At 40.2% G+C, this 24390-nt stretch carries 22 protein-coding genes; 17 read left to right on the top strand and 5 right to left on the bottom strand.

What is annotated here, in order from left to right; genetic code table 11:
- Positions 1–4 precede the first annotated feature (4 nt).
- The gene (tyrS, locus tag H8B21_RS17860) at positions 5–1288 is read right to left on the bottom strand and encodes a tyrosine--tRNA ligase (RefSeq protein WP_190315224.1); all 1284 of its coding nucleotides are present in this window, start codon (positions 1286–1288) and stop codon (positions 5–7) included.
- Positions 1289–1376: 88 nt separating this feature from the next.
- On the opposite strand from tyrS, the gene H8B21_RS17855 reads away from it, so the two are divergent.
- From H8B21_RS17855 to H8B21_RS17825, 8 genes are all read left to right on the top strand, one after another.
- Entirely contained in the window at positions 1377–2051 is a 675-nt protein-coding gene (locus H8B21_RS17855; RefSeq protein ID WP_190315223.1) for an ACP phosphodiesterase, read from the top strand.
- Between the two features lie 72 nt (positions 2052–2123).
- Positions 2124–3821: an amino acid permease gene (locus tag H8B21_RS17850; protein WP_190315222.1), complete on the top strand. Its 1698-nt coding sequence runs from the start codon at positions 2124–2126 to the stop codon at positions 3819–3821.
- 114 nt (positions 3822–3935) lie between these two features.
- A complete protein-coding gene (locus H8B21_RS20685) occupies positions 3936–4460 on the top strand; it encodes a hypothetical protein (protein WP_223815125.1) in 525 nt (174 codons plus the stop codon).
- Positions 4355–5710, top strand: coding sequence for a DUF1800 domain-containing protein (locus H8B21_RS17845; protein ID WP_223815124.1), 1356 nt, complete (start codon positions 4355–4357; stop codon positions 5708–5710). Before H8B21_RS20685 ends, H8B21_RS17845 begins: the two co-directional genes overlap by 106 nt.
- Positions 5711–5712: 2 nt before the next feature.
- A complete protein-coding gene (locus H8B21_RS17840; RefSeq protein ID WP_190315221.1) occupies positions 5713–6978 on the top strand; it encodes a DUF1501 domain-containing protein in 1266 nt (421 codons plus the stop codon).
- A gap of 90 nt (positions 6979–7068) precedes the next feature.
- Positions 7069–7506 carry a hypothetical protein gene (locus H8B21_RS17835; RefSeq protein WP_190315220.1) on the top strand — a complete coding sequence of 146 codons (438 nt, stop codon included), beginning with the start codon at positions 7069–7071 and terminating at the stop codon, positions 7504–7506.
- Between the two features lie 151 nt (positions 7507–7657).
- Complete coding sequence (gene glmS, locus H8B21_RS17830) at positions 7658–9499, top strand: glutamine--fructose-6-phosphate transaminase (isomerizing) (RefSeq protein WP_190315219.1); 1842 nt, start codon at positions 7658–7660, stop codon at positions 9497–9499.
- 5 nt (positions 9500–9504) lie between these two features.
- Positions 9505–11694 (top strand): DUF4954 family protein, encoded by a 2190-nt coding sequence (locus H8B21_RS17825; RefSeq protein ID WP_190315218.1) that lies wholly within the window; start codon positions 9505–9507, stop codon positions 11692–11694.
- A 52-nt stretch (positions 11695–11746) separates the two neighbouring features.
- Here H8B21_RS17825 and H8B21_RS17820 read toward each other — a convergent pair whose 3' ends face one another.
- Positions 11747–12598 carry a DUF4886 domain-containing protein gene (locus tag H8B21_RS17820; protein WP_190315217.1) on the bottom strand — a complete coding sequence of 284 codons (852 nt, stop codon included), beginning with the start codon at positions 12596–12598 and terminating at the stop codon, positions 11747–11749.
- 159 nt (positions 12599–12757) lie between these two features.
- Between H8B21_RS17820 and H8B21_RS17815 the strand changes: the two genes are divergently transcribed.
- Genes H8B21_RS17815 through H8B21_RS17805 form a run of 3 tightly spaced genes read left to right on the top strand, consistent with a single transcriptional unit; the run spans position 12758 to position 15664 of the window.
- Positions 12758–13414: a protein-L-isoaspartate(D-aspartate) O-methyltransferase gene (locus H8B21_RS17815; RefSeq protein WP_190315216.1), complete on the top strand. Its 657-nt coding sequence runs from the start codon at positions 12758–12760 to the stop codon at positions 13412–13414.
- A 23-nt stretch (positions 13415–13437) separates the two neighbouring features.
- The gene (locus tag H8B21_RS17810) at positions 13438–15243 is read left to right on the top strand and encodes a MutS-related protein (protein ID WP_190315215.1); all 1806 of its coding nucleotides are present in this window, start codon (positions 13438–13440) and stop codon (positions 15241–15243) included.
- A gap of 19 nt (positions 15244–15262) precedes the next feature.
- Positions 15263–15664 carry an acyl-CoA thioesterase gene (locus H8B21_RS17805; RefSeq protein WP_190315417.1) on the top strand — a complete coding sequence of 134 codons (402 nt, stop codon included), beginning with the start codon at positions 15263–15265 and terminating at the stop codon, positions 15662–15664.
- A 29-nt stretch (positions 15665–15693) separates the two neighbouring features.
- Here H8B21_RS17805 and H8B21_RS17800 read toward each other — a convergent pair whose 3' ends face one another.
- Positions 15694–16068: a DUF779 domain-containing protein gene (locus tag H8B21_RS17800; protein WP_190315214.1), complete on the bottom strand. Its 375-nt coding sequence runs from the start codon at positions 16066–16068 to the stop codon at positions 15694–15696.
- Positions 16069–16194: 126 nt separating this feature from the next.
- Complete coding sequence (locus tag H8B21_RS17795) at positions 16195–17697, bottom strand: aldehyde dehydrogenase family protein (protein ID WP_190315213.1); 1503 nt, start codon at positions 17695–17697, stop codon at positions 16195–16197.
- Between the two features lie 373 nt (positions 17698–18070).
- Between H8B21_RS17795 and H8B21_RS17790 the strand changes: the two genes are divergently transcribed.
- Positions 18071–18976: an AraC family transcriptional regulator gene (locus H8B21_RS17790; protein WP_190315212.1), complete on the top strand. Its 906-nt coding sequence runs from the start codon at positions 18071–18073 to the stop codon at positions 18974–18976.
- Between the two features lie 13 nt (positions 18977–18989).
- Here H8B21_RS17790 and smpB read toward each other — a convergent pair whose 3' ends face one another.
- A complete protein-coding gene (gene smpB / locus H8B21_RS17785; RefSeq protein ID WP_190315211.1) occupies positions 18990–19445 on the bottom strand; it encodes an SsrA-binding protein SmpB in 456 nt (151 codons plus the stop codon).
- 356 nt (positions 19446–19801) lie between these two features.
- Here smpB and spt point away from each other — a divergent pair, with 356 nt between their 5' ends.
- The 5 genes from spt to H8B21_RS17760 are packed head-to-tail and all read left to right on the top strand — an operon-like array spanning position 19802 to position 24231.
- Positions 19802–21010: a serine palmitoyltransferase gene (spt, locus tag H8B21_RS17780; RefSeq protein WP_190315210.1), complete on the top strand. Its 1209-nt coding sequence runs from the start codon at positions 19802–19804 to the stop codon at positions 21008–21010.
- Between the two features lie 4 nt (positions 21011–21014).
- Positions 21015–22136 carry a hypothetical protein gene (locus H8B21_RS17775; protein WP_190315209.1) on the top strand — a complete coding sequence of 374 codons (1122 nt, stop codon included), beginning with the start codon at positions 21015–21017 and terminating at the stop codon, positions 22134–22136.
- A complete protein-coding gene (locus tag H8B21_RS17770; protein ID WP_190315208.1) occupies positions 22133–23128 on the top strand; it encodes an NAD-dependent epimerase/dehydratase family protein in 996 nt (331 codons plus the stop codon). Before H8B21_RS17775 ends, H8B21_RS17770 begins: the two co-directional genes overlap by 4 nt.
- Positions 23129–23138: 10 nt before the next feature.
- Positions 23139–23837 (top strand): CDP-alcohol phosphatidyltransferase family protein, encoded by a 699-nt coding sequence (locus tag H8B21_RS17765; RefSeq protein WP_190315207.1) that lies wholly within the window; start codon positions 23139–23141, stop codon positions 23835–23837.
- Positions 23821–24231 (top strand): GtrA family protein, encoded by a 411-nt coding sequence (locus H8B21_RS17760; protein ID WP_190315206.1) that lies wholly within the window; start codon positions 23821–23823, stop codon positions 24229–24231. Before H8B21_RS17765 ends, H8B21_RS17760 begins: the two co-directional genes overlap by 17 nt.
- The last annotated feature ends 159 nt before the right edge of the window (positions 24232–24390 follow it).

Raw genomic sequence — 24390 nt, 5'->3', positions numbered from 1 at the left:
CCTCTTACTTCACAATAACCAAAAAGTAATTTTTCTTTCCACGTTGCACCACGACGTACCGGTCGCTGATTAAGTATTTGGGGTCGATCGTTAATTCAATGTCGTTGATTTTCTCTTTGTTGATAGCTACACCGCCGCCCTGCAACATTTTCCGTGCTTCGCCCTTTGAGGGGAAAACGTGTGTATGGACGGCGAGAAAATCCAATACATTGATACCTTGTGTAAGCTGATCTTTGTTGATTTCAAACTGTGGGACACCGTCGAAAACTTCGAGTACGTCATCGTGGCTTAATTCTGTCAAGAATTCCAAGGAACCGTTGCCGAATAAAAATTCTGACGTTTTAACGGCTGTTTCGTAATCTTTCTCCGAGTGCGTGCGTATAGTAATATCTCTTGCCAATGCTTTTTGCACAGCTCGGGTATGCGGAGCTACATCGTGTTCTGCAATGATGTCGTCAATTTCTTCTTTTGTCTTTAGCGTAAAGATTTTAATCCAGTTTTTGGCGTCATCATCTGTTGTGTTCAACCAAAACTGATAAAATTTGTATGGTGATGTTTTCTTTGGATCCAACCAAACCGCTCCTGACTCCGTTTTGCCAAACTTCTGTCCGTCTGCTTTTTTGATCAATTGGGTCGTAATAGCATAGGCCGTCCCTTGGTCTTGGCGGCGAATAATTTCACTACCAGTGACGATATTCCCCCATTGGTCTGATCCGCCCATCTGTACTTTACAATTGTGATGTTTCCACAAATAGTAAAAATCGTAACCTTGTATCAATTGATAGGTAAATTCCGTAAAGGAAAGGCCACTGTCGCCCTCTAGGCGTTTTTTTACAGAGTCTTTCGCCATCATGTAATTTACTGTGATCAGCTTACCTACGTCGCGGATAAAGTCCAGAAATTTAAAATCCTTGAACCAATCATAGTTATTAACCATCTTAGCGTCGTTGTCACCATCCCCAAAATGCAGGAATTTGGAAAGTTGTGTTTTTAAACTAGTGACATTGTGTTGTAATGTGGCTTCATCTAATAGATTACGCTCGGCAGACTTAAAAGAAGGATCTCCGATCATCCCCGTAGCCCCGCCCACTAGTGCAACCGGTTTATGTCCCGCATTTTGAAAGTGAATGAGGGTCATAATCTGTGTTAAATGTCCCACATGCAGCGAATCTCCTGTTGGATCGAAGCCGATATAGCCAGAAACTTTTTCTTTATTCAGTAATTCTTCTGTTCCGGGCATGATATCTTGTAACATCCCTCTCCAACGTAGTTCTTCTACAAAGCTCATCTTTTTGTGGTTAAATTTTTTCAATTAAGATTGCAAAGATACGAGATTAACCCGTATCTTACGATAAATAAATAAGAAGTTTGGGCTTGTGAATTTTTTGTCGCATTATTATTTTGAACGCTACAGCCCGCATTCTGAAAGGATATTAGGTGCATTGCTTCCGGATTTACTTAAGAATGTGGATAAGCGGTACAATTTTCATCCTCAGCGGTTTGAAGAGGCACTTTTTGCTCATCCAAAAACGATGTGGATATCAGAAGGCTGGTATAGGCATGTAGAAGTTGATCGCCTTTTTCATGCGTCTGGTTTCTTCCTCGACCACACACACGCACTGCGAAGAAAATTGGATTCTGTTGTAGCTCACCTCCCGATTCGGGCATCTTTTTTAGCCCATATTACACTCGAACTTTTGCTGGACCACCTCTTAATCGATCATACCCTCGTCAATGCCAATAGACTATATGAGCATTTAGAACACGTTGCGAGCACGACCATAGAAAAATATTTACGGACTATAGGAGAAGTGGATGTCGAACGTTTCTTTATTTTTTATCAACGCTTTGTGACTTCCCGTTATATATTGGACTATGCTGATATTAACAATCTTTCTCATGCACTCTTCAATATATGCAAACGGGTGTGGACATTTGAAAATAACACCGAAGACCATAACCGGTTGACCGAGTGTCTGCAAGTATATAAAGAACGGTATCTATCGAACTATATGGATATCTTTCATGAGATACAAGATAAAATAGTCTAGTTTGGGTTATTTTTATCATTTTTGCCTGATAATGAAGTTAACATTCGCACCATCCAAATTAGACAAAAATATATGATGAATAAACTTTTCCGCAAGAAGAGTGTTGACCAGATAATTGCAGATGCTCAAAAAGGGACGGGGCTTTCTAAAGTGTTGGGCGTTCGTGATTTGGTTTCACTTGGAATTGCGGCTATCGTCGGTGCCGGAATATTTAGTACCATTGGACTAGCCAGTTATGAAGGAGGGCCTGCGATTTCCTTGCTTTTTATTTTTGTGGCTTTTGCATGTGTATTTACGGCGCTGGCCTATGCACAATTTGCCAGTACAGTTCCCGTATCGGGGAGTGCGTATACTTACGCTTATGTCACCTTTGGAGAACTCTTTGCCTGGATTATTGGCTGGGCACTCGTTTTAGAATATGCTGTATCCAATACAGTAGTGGCCATCTCTTGGTCTCAATATTTTGCATCAATGTTAGAGGGATTCGGCGTGCACATTCCGAAGTGGCTGGCTATGGCTCCCGGATATGCCCTTGATGCGCATGAAAAGTTTCTCTCGGAAGGAATGGACGCACTTAGCGCTTCGGATAAGGTCGGACTGCATGCATACCTATCGGCTCCCCGAATCGGTGAAGTGCCGATTATTTTCGATTTACCTGCGGGCTTAATTACGGTACTTGTTACTTGGCTGGTATATATCGGTATCAAAGAATCGCAGCGGGCAAGTAATATGATGGTTGCCGTTAAAGTAGGAATTATTTTGTTGGTGATCGCGGGAGGAATTTTCTTCATTAAACCGGAGAACTGGACGCCTTTTATGCCTAATGGCGTTCCGGGCGTCATGGGATCGGTAGCGGCAGTGTTCTTTGCGTTTATCGGATTTGATTCGATATCTACAACAGCGGAAGAGTGTAAGAATCCGCAACGTGATTTGCCACGGGCAATGATTCTATGTTTGGTCATATGTACGATATTGTATGTAGCTATTACATTGGTTTTGACAGGGATGGTAAACTATACGGAACTAAATGTAAAAGATCCTTTGGCATTTGTATTTAAGTATGTCGGTTTTGACCACATGGCGGGCATTGTATCGGTAACTTCGGTTGTAGCCATTACCAGTGCACTAGTAGTGTATCAATTGGCGCAGCCGAGGATATGGATGACGATGAGCCGGGATGGTTTGCTATGGAAAAAGTTTGCGCGTGTGCATCCGAAGTATCGGACTCCTTCTTTTGCAACTATCGTTACGGGTGTTGTGGTGGCGATACCGTCATTATTTTTTAAAATGGACTTTTTCGTTGATTTGACCAGTGTGGGAACATTCTTCGCGTTTATCCTTGTCTGTGGTGGCGTGTTGTATATGGATCATACCGGACTGTCTGCGAAATCGAAATTCAGAGTGCCTTATATCAACGGGAAATATTTGATCGGACTGGGTTTTGTTGTTGCTTGGGTCATCATTTATCGTTATGGACAAGGCGCTTTACAAGAATGGGAAGAGATGCCGTGGCTAGAAATAATAGAGCATAAATCGCTGCTAGTGATCTTTTGGCTAGTCTGGTTGATATTGGCGGTCATGGGATTTAAGTATCGGTTTTCCTTGTTGCCCGTTACAGGGATTTTGATCAATCTTTATCTGATGAGCCAGCTGGGCGCAAGTAACTGGATTATATTTTTAATATGGCTGGCGATTGGGCTGGTGCTTTATTTCGTATACGGTTATAAACATTCAAAGTTAAATAGGGAACATAACATCCACGAAATTTAACATCCTTTTTTAAAAAGCTATAAATAAAAAGTACTAACTTTATATGAAGTATTAAGTTGAATATTAGGTTATTCGGGTATTGATACTTGGCTTTATAAACAAAAAAATGATGTTATGGGATATCAAACGAAAAAAATCAGCATATTCTTTCTGGCTTTTTTTGGATTGATTTTTTCCTATGCTCAAAAAAAGTTAGCGGTTTTTCCGTATGAAGAAGCTGGTTTAAATGAAGAGGAGGCGGTTATCCATTTGCTTAGCAGGTTTACATACGGTTATAATGTAGATCATGTACAGGAAGTCCAAAGAGAAGGTTTAGAAAAATGGTTTTTTAAACAGCTACAGGGAGAAATGGAGGACAAGGAACTGACGGAAATGCTGGAACCGTACGCCGACGCTATACTGGATAATAAAACGTTGGCCGAGAAATATCCCCGAAACACTCGCGTAAGGAGAATGATGGTTGACGAAGGATACATACCGAAAGATTCGATCATAAATGGGAGTACTTTTTTAAAAAAGCGTATAAGGCTTATTTGGAAGAAAAAGGCTTTCGACCTCAACAAGAACTATATAAAAAGTTTATTGCGGCAAAAATACTTCGGGCAGCATTTTCCGCTAATCAACTCCGGGAAGTCATGACGGATTTCTGGTTCAACCATTTTAACGTCTCCTTTACAAAACCACAATCAGCGCCGTTTATCCCGTCTTATGAAAATCACGCTATTCGTCCGAAAGCATTGGGGAAATTCGACAATTTGTTGTTAGCGACCGCCAAATCTCCTGCGATGTTGCTCTATCTAGACAATGCATCCAGTGTTGGCGTACGATCCAACTCAAAGAATAAAGTGGGTATAAATGAAAATTATGCCCGGGAACTTATGGAGTTGCACACATTGGGGGTCGACGGAGGATATACACAGAAAGACGTTTCCGAAGTAGCACGCATATTAACTGGCTGGACAATTTATCCTATGAACGGATATGGAAATCAAAACTTGATTAAACAAATCACGAAAGGAAATGAGGTACAACGTCAAAGCAGGATCGAGGGAGATTTTGTTTTTGCTGCGAATAGACACGATAAGCAACTGAAAACAGTGCTGGGAAAAGACTTTGAAAACAATGGATACAATGAAGGAGTTGAACTAATTTCCTATTTATCTTCCAGACCAGCGACGGCTCGTTTCATTTCAGAGAAGATAGCGGTCCGTTTTGTTGATGATACTCCTCCCGAAATGTTGATCGATAAAATGGCGAATACTTTTTTAGCATCGAATGGAGATATTAAGCAAGTTTTGACAGCCATGGTTTATTCTCCAGAGTTTTGGAGTCGGGAGAATATATGTAGTAAAGTGAAAACACCTTTCGAACTCGCCATTAGCAGCGTGAGGGCTTTGGATGCTCAAGTCGAAAACCCCAATCATTTGATTAACTGGATTACCAGAATGGGAGAAAAGAAATACTATTATATTGCACCAACCGGTTTTCCAGATAAATCCGGTTATTGGATCAATACGGGTTCACTATTGAATAGGATGAATTTTGGATTGTCTTTTGCATCCAATAAAAATTCAGGTGTAACTATAGACCTTTTGAAACTGACGGAAGATCACGAACCAGAAAGTCCGGAACAAGCCTTAAAAATTTATACAGAATTATTGCTGCCTTCTACGGACTTTATAACATTGAAAAACCGTCTTTCGCCTTTATTGACGACACAGGATTTACAGAAAAAAGTAGCGAAGTCCGCCGACAGTAATTTTCCTATACCGGATGAAGAAATGGAGGTCGCTAATAGAAAAAAAATAAATAGTAGGAAATCAAATAATGCCATGTTGGCGCAGGTGGTTGGGCTTATTATAGGCTCGCCCGAATTTCAAAGACGTTAACCATGTATACACGAAGAGCATTTTTAAAATCTTCCGGATTGGGCTTGTTAGGAATAGGCCTGATGGGCGGAGTTCCTGCTTTTGTAACAGAGGCGGTGGCAAGGGAAAAAAACAATTCCCTTTATAATAAAAGGAGAGTTATTGTCTGTATTTTCCAACGTGGAGCAATGGACGGTTTGATGGCTGTTAGTCCATTTGACGATCTATATTTCAAGCAGGCACGCCCTACGTTGTTCATGGATATTACAAAAAAAGCATCCGAAAATCCATTGATAGACCTCGATGGACGTTTCGGGTTACATCCAAGTATGAAAGCGTTTGAAACGGTTTTTCGCGATAAGCGATTGGCTGTTGTACATGGTATAGGTTCTCCCAATACCACCAGATCTCATTTTGACGCGCAAGACTACATGGAATCAGGCACACCCTTTCAAAAAAATACAAATAGCGGATGGCTAAACAGAGCTGTAGGGTTGTTGGGGCATGATAATATCAGGACACCGTTTTCCGCGGTAAGCTTGACACCCGCACTTCCCCGCTCGTTGTATGGCGAACAGGAAGCTTTAGCCATCAGTGACTTAAAGACATTTAAAATCCAGGGGAATGTTTCCTTAGTAAATCAGAATGCCAAAAGTTTTGAAGATCTATACGACAAAGCTACAGATGACTTATTGCGTGATACCGGAAAAGAAAGTTTTGAGGCAATGAAGCTATTACAACGCGATATGACGAAGAATTACCAACCCGCTAATAATGTAGTCTATCCGAGTAGTAGCTTAGGTAATTCATTGAAACAGGTTGCCCAACTTATTAAAATGGATGTTGGATTGGAGGTTGCTTTTACAGAATCGAACGGATGGGATACACATTTTAACCAAGGTAAAGAGACGGGGATATTTGCCCGAAACGTAGGGGATTTATCTAACGCGATAATGGCATTTTGGAATGATATAGAGGCCTATCAGGATGATGTATTGGTAATGACAATGACCGAATTTGGTCGTACGGTACATCAGAACGGCACGAATGGTACCGATCATGGCAGAGCTTCCTGCAATTTTATCTTAGGAAATCATGTAGACGGCGGCAAGGTGCATGGCGTAGTTGATGTATTGGCAAAAGAAAACTTGGAAGATGGAAGGGACTTACCTGTAACAACAGACTTTAGAACAGTATTTTCCGAAGTTGCTGATAAACATCTTCGAATAAAAGATAAAAATGAACTTTTCCCCGATTGGGATGGGAAGCGAATAGGGGTTTTGCGGTGAGCAGACTTTCCTCATATTCATGGTTTTCGTGGATTGATACGATTTCTTTGATCTATTAATTTTACGTGTAAAAATTTAATAATCATTGTCATGAAAAACAGTCTATTTATTCTCATGGTTTTTCTGTTTTCTTTACCTTATGTAGGGATTTCACAAGAACTGGCAACTGTAACAAAAAAAGATAGCAAAGTTTACGTAGTCGGCGTATCAAAAAACGAAGATGCTATCAATGCAGCAGATAAGCTGGTTGATGATTTAAAAGATTGGTCGTACTGGGAAGTAAAGTCGACTAAAGACGAGGCAGATTTTGTGCTTAAAGTCGATATTAAAACTTCAAAGGGGGTGACGCTTACCTCATGGGGAGGTACATCTTATAGTTTGATCGCTCAAATTACCGATAAAAGTGGAGATGTTCTGTGGGAATCTTCTCAATATAAAGCAAGTCCGAATGGGACAAATGGTTTCAATGCGGCGAATGCTGTGGTGAAAAAGTTCGTCCGGGCATTAAAGAAGAAATTTAAAGAGTAAATTCAAAGAAAATAGAATCTATCTTGTTTCTGATAAAAAGCGGAAATACTACGTTCCGAATATTTTTTCGTTAAAAAATCGTTAATCAATCGATTGCATTAGTAATTTTTTTATATTTACGCCCTGTTTAAAATAAAACTATTGAAAAATTATGTGTGGAATCGTTGGTTACGTAGGTAGCAACCTAGCATATCCGGTACTTATTGACGGATTAAAAAAATTAGAATATAGAGGTTACGATAGCGCAGGTGTCGCCTTACATACCGGAAATTCAATTAAAGTTTATAAAAAAGAGGGAAAGGTATCTGCTTTGGAAGAATCCGTTTACGGAAAAAATATCCAAGCAACAATAGGGATTGGGCATACACGTTGGGCAACGCACGGGGAGCCGTCTGACAGAAATGCCCATCCCCATTCTTCCAATTCGGGAAATATCGCCATGATACATAACGGTATCATCGAAAACTATGCACAGCTAAAGAACGAGCTTCTTCAGAAAGGCTATACGTTTAAAAGTGATACCGATTCGGAAGTGCTAGTAAATTTTATTGAAGATATTAAAATCAACAATGAATGTTCGTTGGAAGAAGCGGTGAGAATCGCGTTGAAAAGAGTTGTAGGAGCCTATGTGATTTTATTATTGGACAACGATTTACCAGATACTATTATTGCGGCTCGAAAAGGAAGCCCATTAGTTATAGGAATAGGAGAGAATGCGCACTATTTGGGATCTGATGCTTCACCCATGCTAGCTTATACAAAAGAAGTGGTCTATATTAATGATTACGAATTGGCAATTGTACGTCCAGATGAGTTAATTTTAAAAAATCTGGGAAATGAACGGATTACGCCTTTCGTGCAGAAACTAGATATGGAGTTGGCCGCAATCGAAAAAGGTGGTTTCGACCATTTTATGCTAAAAGAAATTTTCGAACAACCCCAAACTATTTTTGATTCATTGCGCGGTCGTATGGATGCTGAACACTCATCCATTACTTTAAGTGGTGTCGACAAGATTACTGACAAGTTATTGCAAGCCAACCGTATTATTATCGTTGCTTGCGGAACAAGTTGGCACGCGGGATTACTGGCAGAATATGTTATTGAAGAATTATGCCGCATCAATGTAGAGGTGGAGTATGCATCTGAGTTTAGGTACAGAAACCCTATTATAACGGACCAGGATGTCATCATTGCAATTTCCCAAAGTGGAGAAACGGCCGATACACTCGTAGCATTGGAAAATGCGAAAAAGCAGGGGGCTACTATTTTCGGATTGGTTAATGTGGTAGGATCGTCCATCGCGAGGATATCCGATGCTGGCGCTTATACACACGCCGGACCTGAAATAGGTGTTGCCAGTACCAAAGCATTTACCGCACAATTGGCTGTACTCTATTTAATTGCACTGAAAGTTGCCCAATTAAAAGGAAATATCGACGCGACACTGTTTAATAGATTATTAGCCGATCTGGCAAAAGTTCCGGAATACGTAAAGGAAATACTAGACGACCAAGTTGAAGGCATACAAGAGATTGCAGAGAAGTATAGTGACGCAAAAGACTTTCTTTATTTAGGAAGGGGATATAACTTCCCGATTGCGTTGGAAGGAGCTTTAAAGTTGAAAGAGGTTTCCTACATCCACGCAGAAGGATATCCTGCAGCGGAAATGAAACACGGACCTATTGCTTTGGTTGATGAACAACTGCCCGTGGTTTTTGTTGCAACAAAAGATAGTTATCATGAAAAGATAATCAGCAATATCCAGGAAATTAAAGCGCGAAAAGGAAAAGTAATTGCTGTGGTATCCCAAGGTGATAACGTTGCTGCGGAGTTAGCGGACGACGTGATGTTTGTGCCACAAGTGCATGAAATAATCGCACCTATTTTATCGGTAGTTCCATTACAGCTTCTGTCCTATTATATTGGTATAAATAGAGGGCTAGATGTAGATAAACCAAGAAATCTGGCGAAATCGGTAACTGTTGAATAGGAGGTATGTCAAAGATAATAAAAGAAAAACTGGCTGATTTAGGATACCATTTTATTCCTGAAGCCTACCTGCAACATGGTGACGAATATTATTTTCGTAATCAACAGTTCCCTGATAATGGGAAGTTCCGAAATCTGACACAGGAAGAAATTAAAATTCTGGTCAGAAATGATAACTATTCCAATAATTGGAGTCATGTTTTGGTCACCGATAAGTTTATTCCCGAGCAAATTCAACATTCCAAATTTTACGGACTTGTCCGTATAGGCGATATGGACGATGTCTATCTCAATTTTCGAGATCTCCGTTTGCCTTGCGGCATTTATAATTCTACCATTGTCAGTAGTGATTTTGGAAGCGTTGTAGCTATTCATAATGTGCGTTATATGGCTCATTTTATTATTGGTGACGAAGTGATGTTAGCCAATATCAGTGAAATGGAAACCAGCAGTAGCGCCAAATTTGGGAATGGTATTCTAAAAACGGATGATGTCGAAGAACGTCGGATTCGCCTCGAGCTCTGTAATGAAAATGGAGGTCGTTCCGTATTACCTTTTGATGGAATGCAGGCAGGTGATGTTTATTTGTGGTCCCGCTATAGAGATGATCAGGAATTGCAAGGCCGTTTTCAAGAAATGATGGAAACACAGTTTTCGCCACATCATGGTTTTTATAGTGAGATTGGTCATCATTCTGTGGTCAAGAATACCCATACTATTAAAGATATAAAAATGGGTTCACATGCTTATGTAAAGGGAGTAAATAAGCTGAAGAACCTAACTGTTAATTCGTCGGCAGAATCGTATACACAAATAGGAGAGGGGTGTGAACTGGTAAATGGTATTATCGGGTATGGGTGTCGTATCTTCTACGGAGTTAAGGCTGTTCGTTTTATCTTGTCCTCCAATTCCCAACTAAAATATGGTGCCCGGTTGATTAATTCCTTTTTAGGAGATAATTCCACTATTTCCTGCTGTGAGGTTTTAAATTCATTGATTTTTCCGGCACACGAACAACATCACAACAATTCGTTCCTTTGCGCAGCGCTAGTGAAAGGGCAGAGTAATATGGCGGCAGGTGCTACCGTAGGATCTAACCATAATTCCAGAGCAGCGGATGGTGAAATCATTGCCGGACGTGGGTTTTGGCCAGGTCTATGCGTCAGCCTAAAACATAATTCTCGTTTTGCATCGTATACACTGATCGTAAAAGGAGATTTTCTGCATGAATTGAATATCCGTTTTCCTTTCTGTTTGGTAAGTAATGAAGTGGACACCAATCGTTTGATTGTATTGCCAGCGTATTGGTTTTTATATAATATGTACGCCATGATGCGTAATACATCGAAGTTCCAATCCCGCGACAAAAGAAAATTCAAAAATCAATATATCGAGTATGACGTATTGGCACCAGACACGGTGAATGAAATGTTTGATGCACTCGCAGAAATTGAAAAGGCTGTCGGCAAAGCTTATAGTGATGAAAACACGGCGTCAGACCTACAAGACTTGGGCAAGCGTATATTATTGTCTGATGAGCAGCTCGCAGGAAAAGATATTTTGTTGGACAACGTGGAGTTTTCCAGAAGAAAGGTGGTATTGGCCAAACCCAAAGAAGCCTATCTGACGTATCAGCGAATGATTCGCTATTATGCTGTGACGGAGATAATCACTTTTTTGGAAAAATCTTCACTTGCCGATTTGCAGACACTTATCTCTTCCATTCCAACGACACGCAGTTTGTTTGAAAACATCGGCGGGCAGTTGGTGCCAAAAACAAAACTGGATACCTTATTAACGGATATTCGCAATAACAAGATTTCGTCGTGGAAGGATGCACACGCTCGTTATCATGCTTGGAGTGATGTATATATAGAAGACAAGTTTAACCATGCCATTGCTTCGTTGGCGGAGGTTACAGATAGAAATCTGTCATTTTGGGATGATCAATTTATGAAGGAACTGATGGAAGAAGCGCTGGAAACCCGCCGCTGGATTTTTACGGAGATCGAAGGTTCGCGTTCTAAAGATTATCAAAACCCATTTAAGCAAATGGTCTATGATTCCTATGAAGAAATGGAAGAAGTCGTTGGCCATTTGAAAGATAACGACTTTATCAATAAAGAACGTAACGGACTTCTTGATTTTGAACAATCTGTAAAAAAGATCCTGGATTCCTTGTCCGTGGTTGATTGATCTTAAGGATACGTGTCTAAAAGCTGGCAATTACCAGCTTTTAGATACATTCTCACAATTTAACTTTAGAAACCTTATACGGTTTCTTGATCGCTTTATGAGCTGCTTCTTTCGCTATTTTTGCTTGTAATTCCGTTACTTTCTCTGGCTTATAAGAGTTTTTACGGACATCTTCACCAAAGATTTTTTCATACCATGTACATGCGGCAGTAAAACGACCATAATCTAATTGTAGATGATAACCATCACGGGTGAAGGTATCACCCATAGAGCTCGTTCGTGCATTCTGAATCGCCGTACCGGCAGGAATAATATATTTAAAATCACCTAGTTTAGATACTTTCTTGGAGACATCAGCAATCGCCTTGTACATTGTCAACTGGTCACGATCATAGTTTGCGAAACCTTTATGGTCCGAATCATGTTGATAAGCCCAAGTCTGATGATAAACAAATTGTGTTTCGGGACTTACTTTTGCTCTTACATAGCTGACAAGCTCGGGTAGGCTCTTCATAACAACATCGTACTTGCCAGAAAGTGGACTAGCCTGTTGGAAACTTATATAATCCCAGTTTTCATCACTTAGTGCTTGTGAGATACTGACATCCTTTGTTGTCATCTTTTTACCGTCAAGCCCAGTTTTGCGGTACTGGTATTTCTCCGCGTTTTCATTAGCGTTCGTTACGTGTAAGGACAAGGGTGCACCACCAATATAAAGATTACCGATGACCATCTTTTTTCCTGTGTTTGATCCTAAATCATGCAAGTAATTCTCAATGCCATCTTCTGAGAAGCTATTGCCTATGGCTAAAATTTTGATGACATCGTCGTCTTTAGGTGACACTTGCGCAATAGTGACCAACTGTATGAATACGGTGAATAATAAAAGAAAGGATTTCCTCATGGTTTTTAATTTAATATGTTTTATCTCAATTTATCCAATATATTTAGAAACGGTTATGCTGCGAATATAACGAAACTACGTTTTTTTATCGTATTGAACTTAAACATTTTGCACTTTAATACACGAAATGTCTATTAACAATGGTATTTTTGGGGTATAATGGCTTATAAGTTTGTAGACAACTACCGGGAAAGAGGCGCGAGAAAACAACTCGTAAAACATTTGGAAAAGCGAGGAATAGAGGATAAGCGTGTATTGCAGGCTATCGGAAAAGTGCCTCGTCATTTTTTCTTTGATGAAACCTTCTGGAATCAGGCCTATCGAGATATTGCGTTTCCCATAGGTGACGGTCAAACCATCTCGCAACCGTATACAGTTGCTTATCAATCCGAATTGCTCCATGTCAAAAAAGGAGATAAAATATTGGAAATTGGGACAGGATCGGGATATCAAACTTGTATTTTGATGGAATTAGGAGCGGATGTATACACCATTGAGCGCCAGGAAAATTTATACCGTCGAACCATTCAAGTGCTACCTTATATGGGATATACCCCCCATTTTTTTTTAGGGGACGGTTCTCGAGGTGTCCCGGAACATGCCCCGTATGATAAAATTATTGTTACTGCAGGAGCCCCATTTGTACCCGAAGTCATGTTAAAACAATTGAAATACGGAGGGCTGTTGGTTATTCCGGTAGGGGATGAGAAATCTCAGAAAATGGTCACTATTCTGCGTGTAGGGGAAAATGACTTTGAACGTATAGAACTGGATACATTCCGTTTTGTTCCATTAGTAGGAGACCAAGCTTGGTAGAATGGTAAGAAGTATTAATAAGAATGATCTATAATAAATATCAAGAGCGTATTCAAAGGGCGAAGGAAGAAATTCAGCGTCTGCATAAATCGATAAATCAAAATAGTTTTGCCCGTTTATTTGTCATAATCGGAGGCGGAGGTTTATTATTTTATCTGGTTCAACAGGAAAATCTTTCGTTGTTATTATTAGCTGTTTTGGCCATAGTATTCCTGTTTGCGTTTCTAATACGACGGCAGAGTAAGTTGGAAAAACAACATGCCGAGGCAGAGGCTTTTTTAAAGGTTAATGAAAATGAAATAACGTTGCGGGATACCCGTCAGACACTTTATAGCGACGGTGCAAATTTTGAAGATGGTCGCCATCCTTATACATCAGATTTAGATGTTTTCGGCCAATTTTCTTTGTTTTCATTGGTCAATCGGTGTGCGACGGCTTTAGGCATAGTTAAATTAGCCAATTGGTTAAAACATGCGTCTACGAAGCAGGAAATAGAAGACAGGCAAAGAGCAATAGCGGAGATAGCCGAAGATTTAGACTGGAGTCAAAACTTCCAGTCTAGGCTCTTGTTCAATGTCTATCAGAAAATAGAAGTGAAAACCTTTTTGTTGCGTTATTTTGAGGGATCTAGTTTAGCATTTGGTAATGCATTTATGCGCTTGTACGTACCTGCCGCTCCTTTTATCTTACTTGCGGGTGTGTTATTTTCGCTGTTTGTGACACCTATATGGACGGGATTGTTGTTATTGGGATTAATACATTTGTTTTGGACATTAGGATTGGCGGGCAAAGTAGGTTTGTTTTCCAGTAGGATAGATAAAGTAGGGCAAATTTTGGCAGCCTATGCGGAAGGATTGGCCTTGATAGAAACGAAAGTATTTGTTGCGACAGAAAATCAACGGCTGCAACAACAATTAGGCGTTGAAGGGATGCCACTGTCTGATGCCTTTCGGGAACTGTCAAAACTTATCAACAATCTAGATGCACGAAATAATATGCTCATGGGCGCAATCCTCAATATTATTTTGCTGTGGGATTTTAAATACGTGATGAAGATTGTGCAGTGGAAATCGAAGTACGAAGCAGATATTCTGGAAGCATTTGATGTTATTGCGGAATTTGAAGCACTAAACTCATTGGCGATATTAAAGCGCAACCATCCTTCTTGGACGACTCCCGAATTATTAAGCAGTACGGCGGAAGACAAAATTTTGGCAGTGGAAATTGCGCATCCGTTAATTCCGGTAGCGCAATCTGTAGCGAATGACTATCGTAATGAGCATCATCATATTGCTCTGATTACGGGATCGAATATGGCAGGCAAGAGTACCTTTCTTCGAACCATTGGTATTAATGCGGTTTTGGCATACGCAGGAGCTGTAACATGTGCCGCTACATTTAAATTGCCTATATATAACCTTATCTCGTATATGCGGATCAGAGATTCTTTAAATGAAAGTACATCTACTTTTAAAGCAGAATTGGATAGGATGAAGTTTATATTAGACACAGTAAAACAGAATACAGACAGTTTTTTTCTTATTGATGAGATGTTGCGTGGAACTAACTCGGTAGATAAATATCTGGGATCCCGAGCCATTATCCGTAAACTGATTGCAATGGAAGGTAAAGGAATGGTGGCTACACATGATTTGCAATTGGCGTCACTTGAAGAGGAAAATGTAGGGAAGGTGCAAAATTATCATTTCGATATTCGTGTAGAAGAAGGAGAGATGCTTTTTGATTATAAATTAAAACATGGACGCTGTACCATTTTCAACGCATCGTTATTGTTGAAAGGTATTGGAATTGATGTGGAATCTACTTGATATCAGTTATCTTGATACAATGACATTAGAAGAAAGAATAGAAGAATCAGAAACACGGGTCTGTACGACCGTGTTCCCTTTTTTGACAAATCATCACGATACGTTATTTGGAGGGAAGGCCATGGCGATTATGGACGAAGTATCGTTTATGGCGGCGACGCGGTTTTGTCGCAAGCGTCTGGTAACGGTTTCAACGGATCGGATTGACTTTGAGAAAGCTATACCAAATGGAAGTATTATCGAGGCTATTGCACGTGTACATAGCGTAGGAAGGACAAGTGTCAAAGTCAAAGTAGAAGTCTTTTTGGAAAAGATGTATGAAGAGGGTCGGGAACTGGCTATCCAAGGGATGTTTACCTTTGTGGCGTTGGATGATAACAAACAGCCTATTCCGGTTGTGCAAGGATTGGATTTGGAGTAGAGTCCTGCTGCTGAGACGTTAAACAAACTCTATTCACTACGCACAACAGGCGCTAAATCTTTCAATTCTTCCTCGGTGAACAATCGATAGTGGACTTTAAACGTCTTCCCTAGCGGTGTTTCCAATGAGAACCCACCCGGACCGAACCCATCCAGTACGTCCAATGTGAAGTGAGAATACTTCCAGTATTCAAATAAATCACGGTCTATCCAAAACTCGAACCCTTCTGCCAGTCCAATCATGGCGTCATTCATTCGGGGGAAAAAACCACCTTTTTCAAAACATTGTGGTTGTGTACCCTCGCAACAACCACCGGCCTGATAGAACATCAGTTCGCCGTGTTTTTCTTCTAATTCGTGAATCAGCTCTTTCGCTTTATCTGTAACATCTAATCGTTTTACCATGACGATATGGGGTTTGTGGATATAAAAAGATATGTTAGGGAAGCAAATGCATCCCCTAACAATCTTCATCTGCTGTTTAGTAATGCTATGATAAGTGAACTTTCTAACGTTTTCACTTGATTAACCTTAAAAGAAACCCAGCTTCTCCTTACTGTATGAAATCAGCATATTCTTTGCCTGGCGATAGTGAGCCAGCATCATTTTGTGGTTCTCGCGACCAATACCGGATTGCTTGTAACCACCAAATGGTGCACCTGCAGGATAAGCATGATACTGGTTCACCCATACACGTCCAGCTTTGATAGCACGTGGAATTTGATAAAGCTGGTGAGCATCTCTTGTCCACACGCCTGCACCTAAGCCATATAAGGTGTCGTTCGCAATTTCGATAGCTTCTTGCTCGTCTTTGAATGTCGTTACGGCAAGCACGGGACCAAAAATCTCTTCTTGGAAAATACGCATCTTGTTATGTCCTTTAAAGAGAGTAGGTTGGATATAGTAGCCCTCTTCAAAGCCGCTTCCAACATTGTTAGCATCACCGCCCGTCAAAACTTCTGCACCCTCTTCTTTTCCTAGTTTAAGATAAGACAAGATTTTGTCTTGCTGTATTTTAGACGCCTGCGCCCCCATCATGGTGGTTGGGTCTAACGGATCACCAACTTTTATCTGGCTAACGCGATCAATCACTTTAGCAATAAACCGATCATAAATATCCTCCTGAATTAATAAACGGGACGGACAGGTACAAATCTCCCCTTGATTAAAGGCAAACAGTACCGCACCTTCGACGGCTTTGTCTAAAAAGGAATCGTCTTCGTCCATAACCGAACTGAAGAAGATATTGGGAGATTTACCACCTAATTCCAGCGTAACCGGAATAATGTTTTCGGTAGCATATTGCATTACCAGACGTCCAGTAGCCGTAGACCCGGTAAAGGCAGCTTTTGCCACTTTTGGATTGGTAACAAGTGAACGTCCTAATTCCGAACCAAAGCCATTGACAACATTCACTACACCATCCGGTATCAAATCGCCGATCAGTTCCATAAGCACCATAATGGAAGTAGGTGTGCTTTCCGCAGGTTTAAGTACAACAGAACAACCAGCAGCTAACGCCGGAGCGAGTTTCCAAACCGCCATTAAGATAGGAAAGTTCCAGGGGATAATTTGTGCTACGACACCGATAGGTTCGTGTACAATAAGTGATACCGTGTTTGCGTCAAGCTCGTTTACGGATCCCTCTTCTGCACGGATGACACCTGCAAAATAACGGAAATGATCAATAGCCAACGGTATATCGGCGTTCAAAGTTTCCCGGACAGCCTTACCATTGTCAATCGTTTCTACGGCAGCGAGGTATTCCAGATTTTCCTCCATACGGTCCGCAATCTTATTTAGAATAATACTCCGCTCCGTAGCGGAGGTTTTACTCCAGCTTACGAAAGCCTTCGCTGCTGCATCCACCGCCAAATCGAGATCTTCTTTAGTGGAATGTGCTACTTGTGTGAAAACTTTACCGTCCACAGGTGAAATGTTGTCAAAATATTTTCCTGAAACGGGAGCGACGAACTTGCCGCCGATGTAATTGTCATAACGTTCTTTGAACGTGGGTCGTTTAATTGTACTCATGTTATCTTCTTTTTAACGTGGTTTGTTAGCCAAACAAATGTACTCATGAAGGTCTTTTTTTGATAGCATTATTCTGTCAAATAGTAGTATAATTGAGCTGCCTGCTCCACCAGACAAGCTACCTCTTTTCGCAAAAGAGATAGCTGTTTTGGTTTTCGATTCTGTGGTATTATATCATTTAAAAAGTGTGTTAGCGGTATTTTAAAGGATGTTTTTTGCTCGAAATCAGTTTAAAATAGGTCGTAAAAAGGTTCATTTTTTCGCCAAAAAGTGTCTGAAATTCACTTGAAATATTTTATATATGCCGCAACTATTGCATATAAAAGTGGATTTATGTAAGTTTGGTATAATCCATTAATCAATAGGAGGCTAGATGCAGCAAAGACATCATCTGAAAATGTTACCTTTTTCCAGCGCGAAAGAACGTCACAGTTTAGTGGAAAACCGAAGAGCTTATACGTTACCAAATTTCGAGCTCAACATTTTTGAGACGTATGAAGCAAGTGCGTTGGTCCCATTGCAATTTAGTGAGGTGGTTATCATTAATATGCTAAAAGGGAAGAAGGTGATGCACCTTCAGGACAAAGTTTCGTTCGATTATTATCCGGGAGAGACGCTCTTGTTACCCGAACACACACAGATGTTGATCGATTTTCCCGATGCCCATATAGAAGCGCCGACGCAATGTACGGCCATTACGGTAGATGGAGATAAAATAAAGGAGGTCGTCGATTATCTGAACGAATTTTATCCTAAAAAAGAATGCCAATCGAATTGGTCTTTTCAATTAGACAAATTTCATTTTAGTAACAATGATGAGTTAGCACGTGTAACCAATCGGCTTTTTCAAATAACGTTAAGCAATGATATACACAAAGAAGCTTTGGCAGATCTGGCGTTAAAAGAGCTGCTGATTCGTATTATGCAAGTGCAAGGACTTTTGGTGCTTGAAGAGTCTAAAGCGAAAAATAATTCTATTTTTACCTATCTGAAGCAATATATAAAAGAAAACATGACGGAGAGGTTGTCTGTAGATAGGCTCTGTGCACATGTTGGAATGAGCAAAAGTAAGCTTTCGAGGAATTTTAAAGCAGAGTTTGGTATTAGCCCCATGGAGTTTGTTATACGAGAGCGGCTGGCATACGCTAAAAAGATATTGAAGCAATCCGGTACTGTTAAAGAAGCTTGTTTTTCTTCAGGTTTTTCCGATGTAAATTATTTTGTCCGTCTGTTTAGGCAGCGTGAGGGGATCACCCCCGGACAATATGCAAACATGTAAAAAAAGGGAACCGTTACCTTTTCATCGCGCGGTCGAGTTCCCTTTTGCTTTCCCGTTCTTTGATAGTCTCCCGTTTATCGAAATCTTTTTTACCTTGTGCTAAGGCTATTTCCACTTTCGCATAGCCCCTTTCGTTGATGAATATACGTAGCGGAACGATGGTGAAACCCTTTTCCTCGCCCTTTTCCTTTAACTTTTTCAGTTCCTTTTTAGTCAACAAGAGCTGGCGGTCCCTTTTCGCCTCGTGGTTGTAGAAAGAGCCAAATGAATATTCGGCAATATGCATATTGCGGAGATATAAACCATCCTCAAAAAAAGCGCAGAAGCTGTCGTTAATATTCGCTTTTCCTTGTCGGATAGACTTGATTTCGGTTCCTAGCAGACAGATCCCTGCTATATATTTATCCAACAGATGATATTCAAAAGATGCACGCTTATTCTTGATATTTATATTTGCCGATATTGCCATTTCAATTTGATTTAAACGCAAAAATAATGATTTTGTATGTTTATCGAACTTTTCGTGATAAACTGTTGGTAATATCTTAACAATAATTTAATTTTATGATATTTATATGGTTTTAAAATAGAATTGAATCGAGAGAATTTTGTATGTTTGCTCCGGTTTTTTGGACTGTAAATATACAAGATGAGTCCTATAAGGTTGTGAATTAATACCATAGTATGGTTAACGGCTTGATTGGGAAGGGGAATTGTGTATTTTTGTTTTTTTAATTTATTTTTGACGATTGATTAAAAAAAGTCAAAAGTTAAATTAACTTGCGTTATAGAAATTATGTCACATAAAATACAAACACCTACAGCATGAGTAAGGGAAAGTTAAGTGAAAGAACATCTAAGTTCCTACAAAGTGAACTAGAGCCAATTAAGTCTAATAATCTTTACGCTTATTTTAGACCTATTCAATCAAAACAGGATACGGAGGTTCTGATTGACGGCAAACGTGTGTTGATGTTCGGATCAAACTCTTATTTAGGTTTGACAACAGATAAGAGAATCATAAAAGCCGCGCAGGATGCGTTGGAAAAGTATGGTACAGGTTGTGCGGGATCTCGTTTTCTTAATGGAACATTAGATATCCATGTGGAACTAGAAGAAAAATTAGCAAGCTATGTAGGTAAAGAAGCGGCAATATTATTCAGTACAGGGTTTCAATCTAATTTGGGGCCTTTATCATGCCTGACCGGGCGTAATGACTATATATTATTAGATGAAAGAAATCATGCCTCCATTATTGATGGAAGTAGGTTGTCGTTTTCTAAAGTCATCAAATATGCGCACAATGACATGGATGATTTGCGTTCTAAGATCGCTCGGCTTCCGGAAGACAGCTTCAAGCTAATTGCGACAGATGGCATTTTCAGTATGGAAGGTGATATTGTCAAACTTCCTGAATTAGTTGCCGTGGCCGATGAGTATGATGCCGCGATTTTATGTGATGACGCACACAGTTTAGGGGTAATAGGTGAGAGAGGAGCCGGTACAGCTTCTCATTTTGGATTGACCGACAAAGTCGATTTAATCATGGGAACATTCAGTAAGTCTTTGGCGTCTTTAGGCGGCTTTGTAGCTGCAGATGCAGATACTATTGAGTATCTAAAACATCGCGCGCGTTCATTAATGTTCAGTGCCAGTATGACACCGGCCTCGGTAGCTTCCACATTAAAAGCATTGGAAATTATTCAGGCCGAGCCGGAACATATCGAAAAATTGTGGGCAAATACGAATTATGCAAAAAGACTCTTGCTTGAACAAGGTTTTGATTTAGGATTTACCGAAAGTCCAATCTTACCAATTTTTATCCGTAACAACGACAAAACATATTATGTTACGAAAATGCTTCAAGATAACGGTGTTTTCGTCAATCCTGTTGTTGCTCCGGCAGTGCCTGCCGAAGAATCGCTTATACGCTTTTCATTGATGGCAACGCATACCTTTGAACAAATAGATGAAGCTGTAGACAAAATGTCGAAAGTGTTCAAAACATTGGAAGTGGAATCTTTCATAAGTTAAGGAAATGATAGAGATAATTCCTGTTCAAACAAAGAAGCAAATCGCTCAATTTATCGATTTGCCACATGGTTTGTATGCCAAAGATCCAAATTATGTGCCCGAATTGTTTTTAGGACAACAGGACTTACTCTCTCCTCATAAACATCCGTTCTACAAGCATTCCTCAGCACAACCTTTTCTTGCGTATAAGGATGGGAACATCGTGGGGCGTATTTTAGCGATATGGAACACAAACCACAATGCTTTTAATAAAGTATCTGAAGGGCAGTTCGGTTTCTTTGAATCCATTAATGATCAGACGGTAGCGAATAAATTGCTTGATACCGCTGCTGAATGGGTGAAATCCAAAGGAGGGACTCGCGTCGTAGGACCTGTTAATCTTACCACAAATGATACCTGTGGGCTTCTGGTGGATGGCTTTGATAAACCGCCCATGGTGATGATGCCTTATAACCCTCGCTACTATATAGACCTAATTGAGTGCGCCGGCTATAGCAAAAAAGTAGATTTACGCGCCTATCTCGTTACCACGGAAACAGCTAATCAGCGTTCAGTACTTTTATTAGAAAAATTAGAGGAAAGATTGCGGAGGTCGGGCATCGTCCTGCGTCAGATTAATTTAAAAGATTTTGCGAGCGAAGCAAAGAAAATAAAAGCGGTATACAATAAAGCTTGGGACAAAAATCTAGGCTTTGTTCCGATGACGGATGAAGAATTCGATTATACCGCTAAAGAGTTAAAGATGATTGTAGATCCCAAATACTGTATTGTAGCAGAGCGGGGAGAGGAGATCGTCGGTTTCGCTTTGGGGATTCCGAATATTAATGAAATTTTGATTCATATAAAAAAGGGTAGATTACTACCGTTTGGTATATTCAAATTGCTTTTTGGTTTGAAAAAGATCAAAATGATTCGGGTTTTGATGTTGGGAGTATTAGAGGGATATCGAAAATTGGGTATAGAGGCCTGCCTTTATGGCCGTATTATAAAAAATGCAATTCCATCTGGGATTGAGGGCGCAGAATGTTCCTGGATGTTGGACGACAACTATATGATGAACCACGCCATTGAACAGATTAATGCCGAGTTCTATAAGCGCTATCGTCTGTACGAGAAAGCGATATGAAGAGAAAGATTTTAATAACTGGTGCGAGTGGTTTTGTAGGCTTTCATTTAGTTTCTGCGGCGTTTGAAGCTGGTTACGAAGTGCATGCCGCGATACGTCGATCCAGTCAGGTTGCCGATATCGAACCGTTTATCGAAAAATTTGTTTATCCGGACTTTAATCAGGCAAGTTCATTAACTGCATTATTCTCTTCCGAAAATTACGATTATGTTATACATGCGGCAGCGATGACAAAAGCAAAATCGGAAATGGAAATGATAGAGGTGAATGTGGGAATGACACAACGATTGTTGGAAGCTGCTTTTCAGGCGTCGCAACCGCCCGTGCGTTTTATATTTGTAAGCAGCTTGGCTGCTGTTGGGCCGGTGGGTTATCTCGACGAGCCAATAACGGAACGTACACCTTATAAACCCGTGACTATGTATGGACGTAGTAAACGGGAAGCCGAAAAGATGATCCGTGTTAAATTTGCTGAAAGGCCTATTACCATTATCAGGCCCACAGCGGTGTACGGTCCGCGCGAGAAAGACCTTTTTATTCTATTTAACACGATGAATAAAGGACTTGATGCGTATGTGGGAAAAGCTCCCCAAAAGCTTTCCTTTGTATATGTAAAGGATTTAGTGGATGTTTTACTACGGGCATGTATTTCTCCACAAAAGGGATTAGCTGTTTTTAATATATCAGACGGTCGTGTTTATTCCCGATACGAAATGGCAGAAATTTTTAAAAAAACATTCCGTAAAAAGCTTATTCGCGTACATGTGCCCTATACGATAGTTAAAACAGTAGCGCAGATTTCGCAATGGTTATATCGCAATTCTTCCAAAACCCCTGTGATTTATCCTGAGCGTTTAGGGGAGTTGACTGCGGAGAACTGGGGCTGTGATATTAGATATGCTGAGCAAGTGCTAGGATACCATCCGCAATATGATTTAAATAGTGGATTGGCGGATAGCCTACTTTGGTATAAAAAAAACAATTGGTTTTAAAGACTGTATTATGAGTCAAAAAATAAATAAAAAGCTTTTCCAAGACCGGAAGAGGACAAATATGTTAAGTTCTTCAGAACAAAAATTAATTTCTTATCTAGTACCACGCATCCCTAACTGGATTTCGTCTGATGGTTTGACAGCTATCGGATTATTGGGGTCATTTATGATACTGGGAAGTTTTCTCTTAGCCGAATATGTAGCGCGGCCTTGGCTGTTGTTAGGGATTGTGGGCTTTTTTGTGCAATGGTTTGGGGATTCATTAGATGGACGTATTGCTTATTATCGTAATAAATCGCGTAAATGGTATGGCTTTGCATTGGATATTGTCATGGACTGGATCAGTACCGTGATGATAGGGTTGGGGTATGTGTTTTATGCGACGGGCGATTTTAAATATTCAGGTTTTGCGTTAGTCGCGTTGTACGGTTGGGCGATGATTATTTCACAATTACGCTACCGAATAACGGATAAATATACAATTGATGCAGGCCTATTGGGTCCAACGGAGATTCGGGTGATTATATGTGCAGTACTGCTATGTGAAGTCATTTTTGCCGGAAGCATTAACTATCTTGTAATTATTATTTGCATTTCTTTGTTCGTTATCAATTGCGTGGATACGAAGAAATTATTGGATATGGGAGATGAGAGAGACTCGGAGGAAAAGAAAAACAAAGAGATTGTGACAAATGAAAAAGAAGCGTAAAGCAAAAATACGTGACTTTTTTCTTTCCTTCGGGAAAGCGCAGGTGTCTGCTTTTCTAGGCGGACTATTTGATTTCGCCATCTATACCATTGGCATACAGATCTTCGGTTTTACGGCCTATATATCAAACATCATAAGTGGCTCATTGGGAGCCGTTGTTAATTTTACGATTAATCGGTATTGGACCTTTGACAGCACGAGCGCCCCTGTTGGTCAGCAATTGGGGAAATTTGTTGTGGTTGTTATAGGCAGCATATTTTTAAAATCAATAGGTATATTCTTTTTGGTCGATCATCTTTCAGTGAATCCGTATTATTCGAAAATTATAGTCGAAATTCTTGTTTCACTTGGTTTTAATTTTTTAATGCAGAAATACTGGGTGTTTAAAAAATAGGTTATCAATCTTCCAAAGGTTTAAAGAAGGTGAAAAATATCATTCAGGTTTCCAGTGTTTTGCGTTCTGTTTGGTGGAAAAAGGGAGAAAACTGTTGGAGTGTAAGGTTAAAGTTTCTACCTTTGCACCACTCCGCGAGGGAGGGCACGGTAACCCGGT

This window comes from Sphingobacterium chuzhouense, from assembly GCF_014692525.1.
GTDB classification, from domain to species: Bacteria; Bacteroidota; Bacteroidia; order Sphingobacteriales; family Sphingobacteriaceae; genus Sphingobacterium; species Sphingobacterium chuzhouense.
This window is presented reverse-complemented; position numbering and strand designations above follow the sequence as displayed.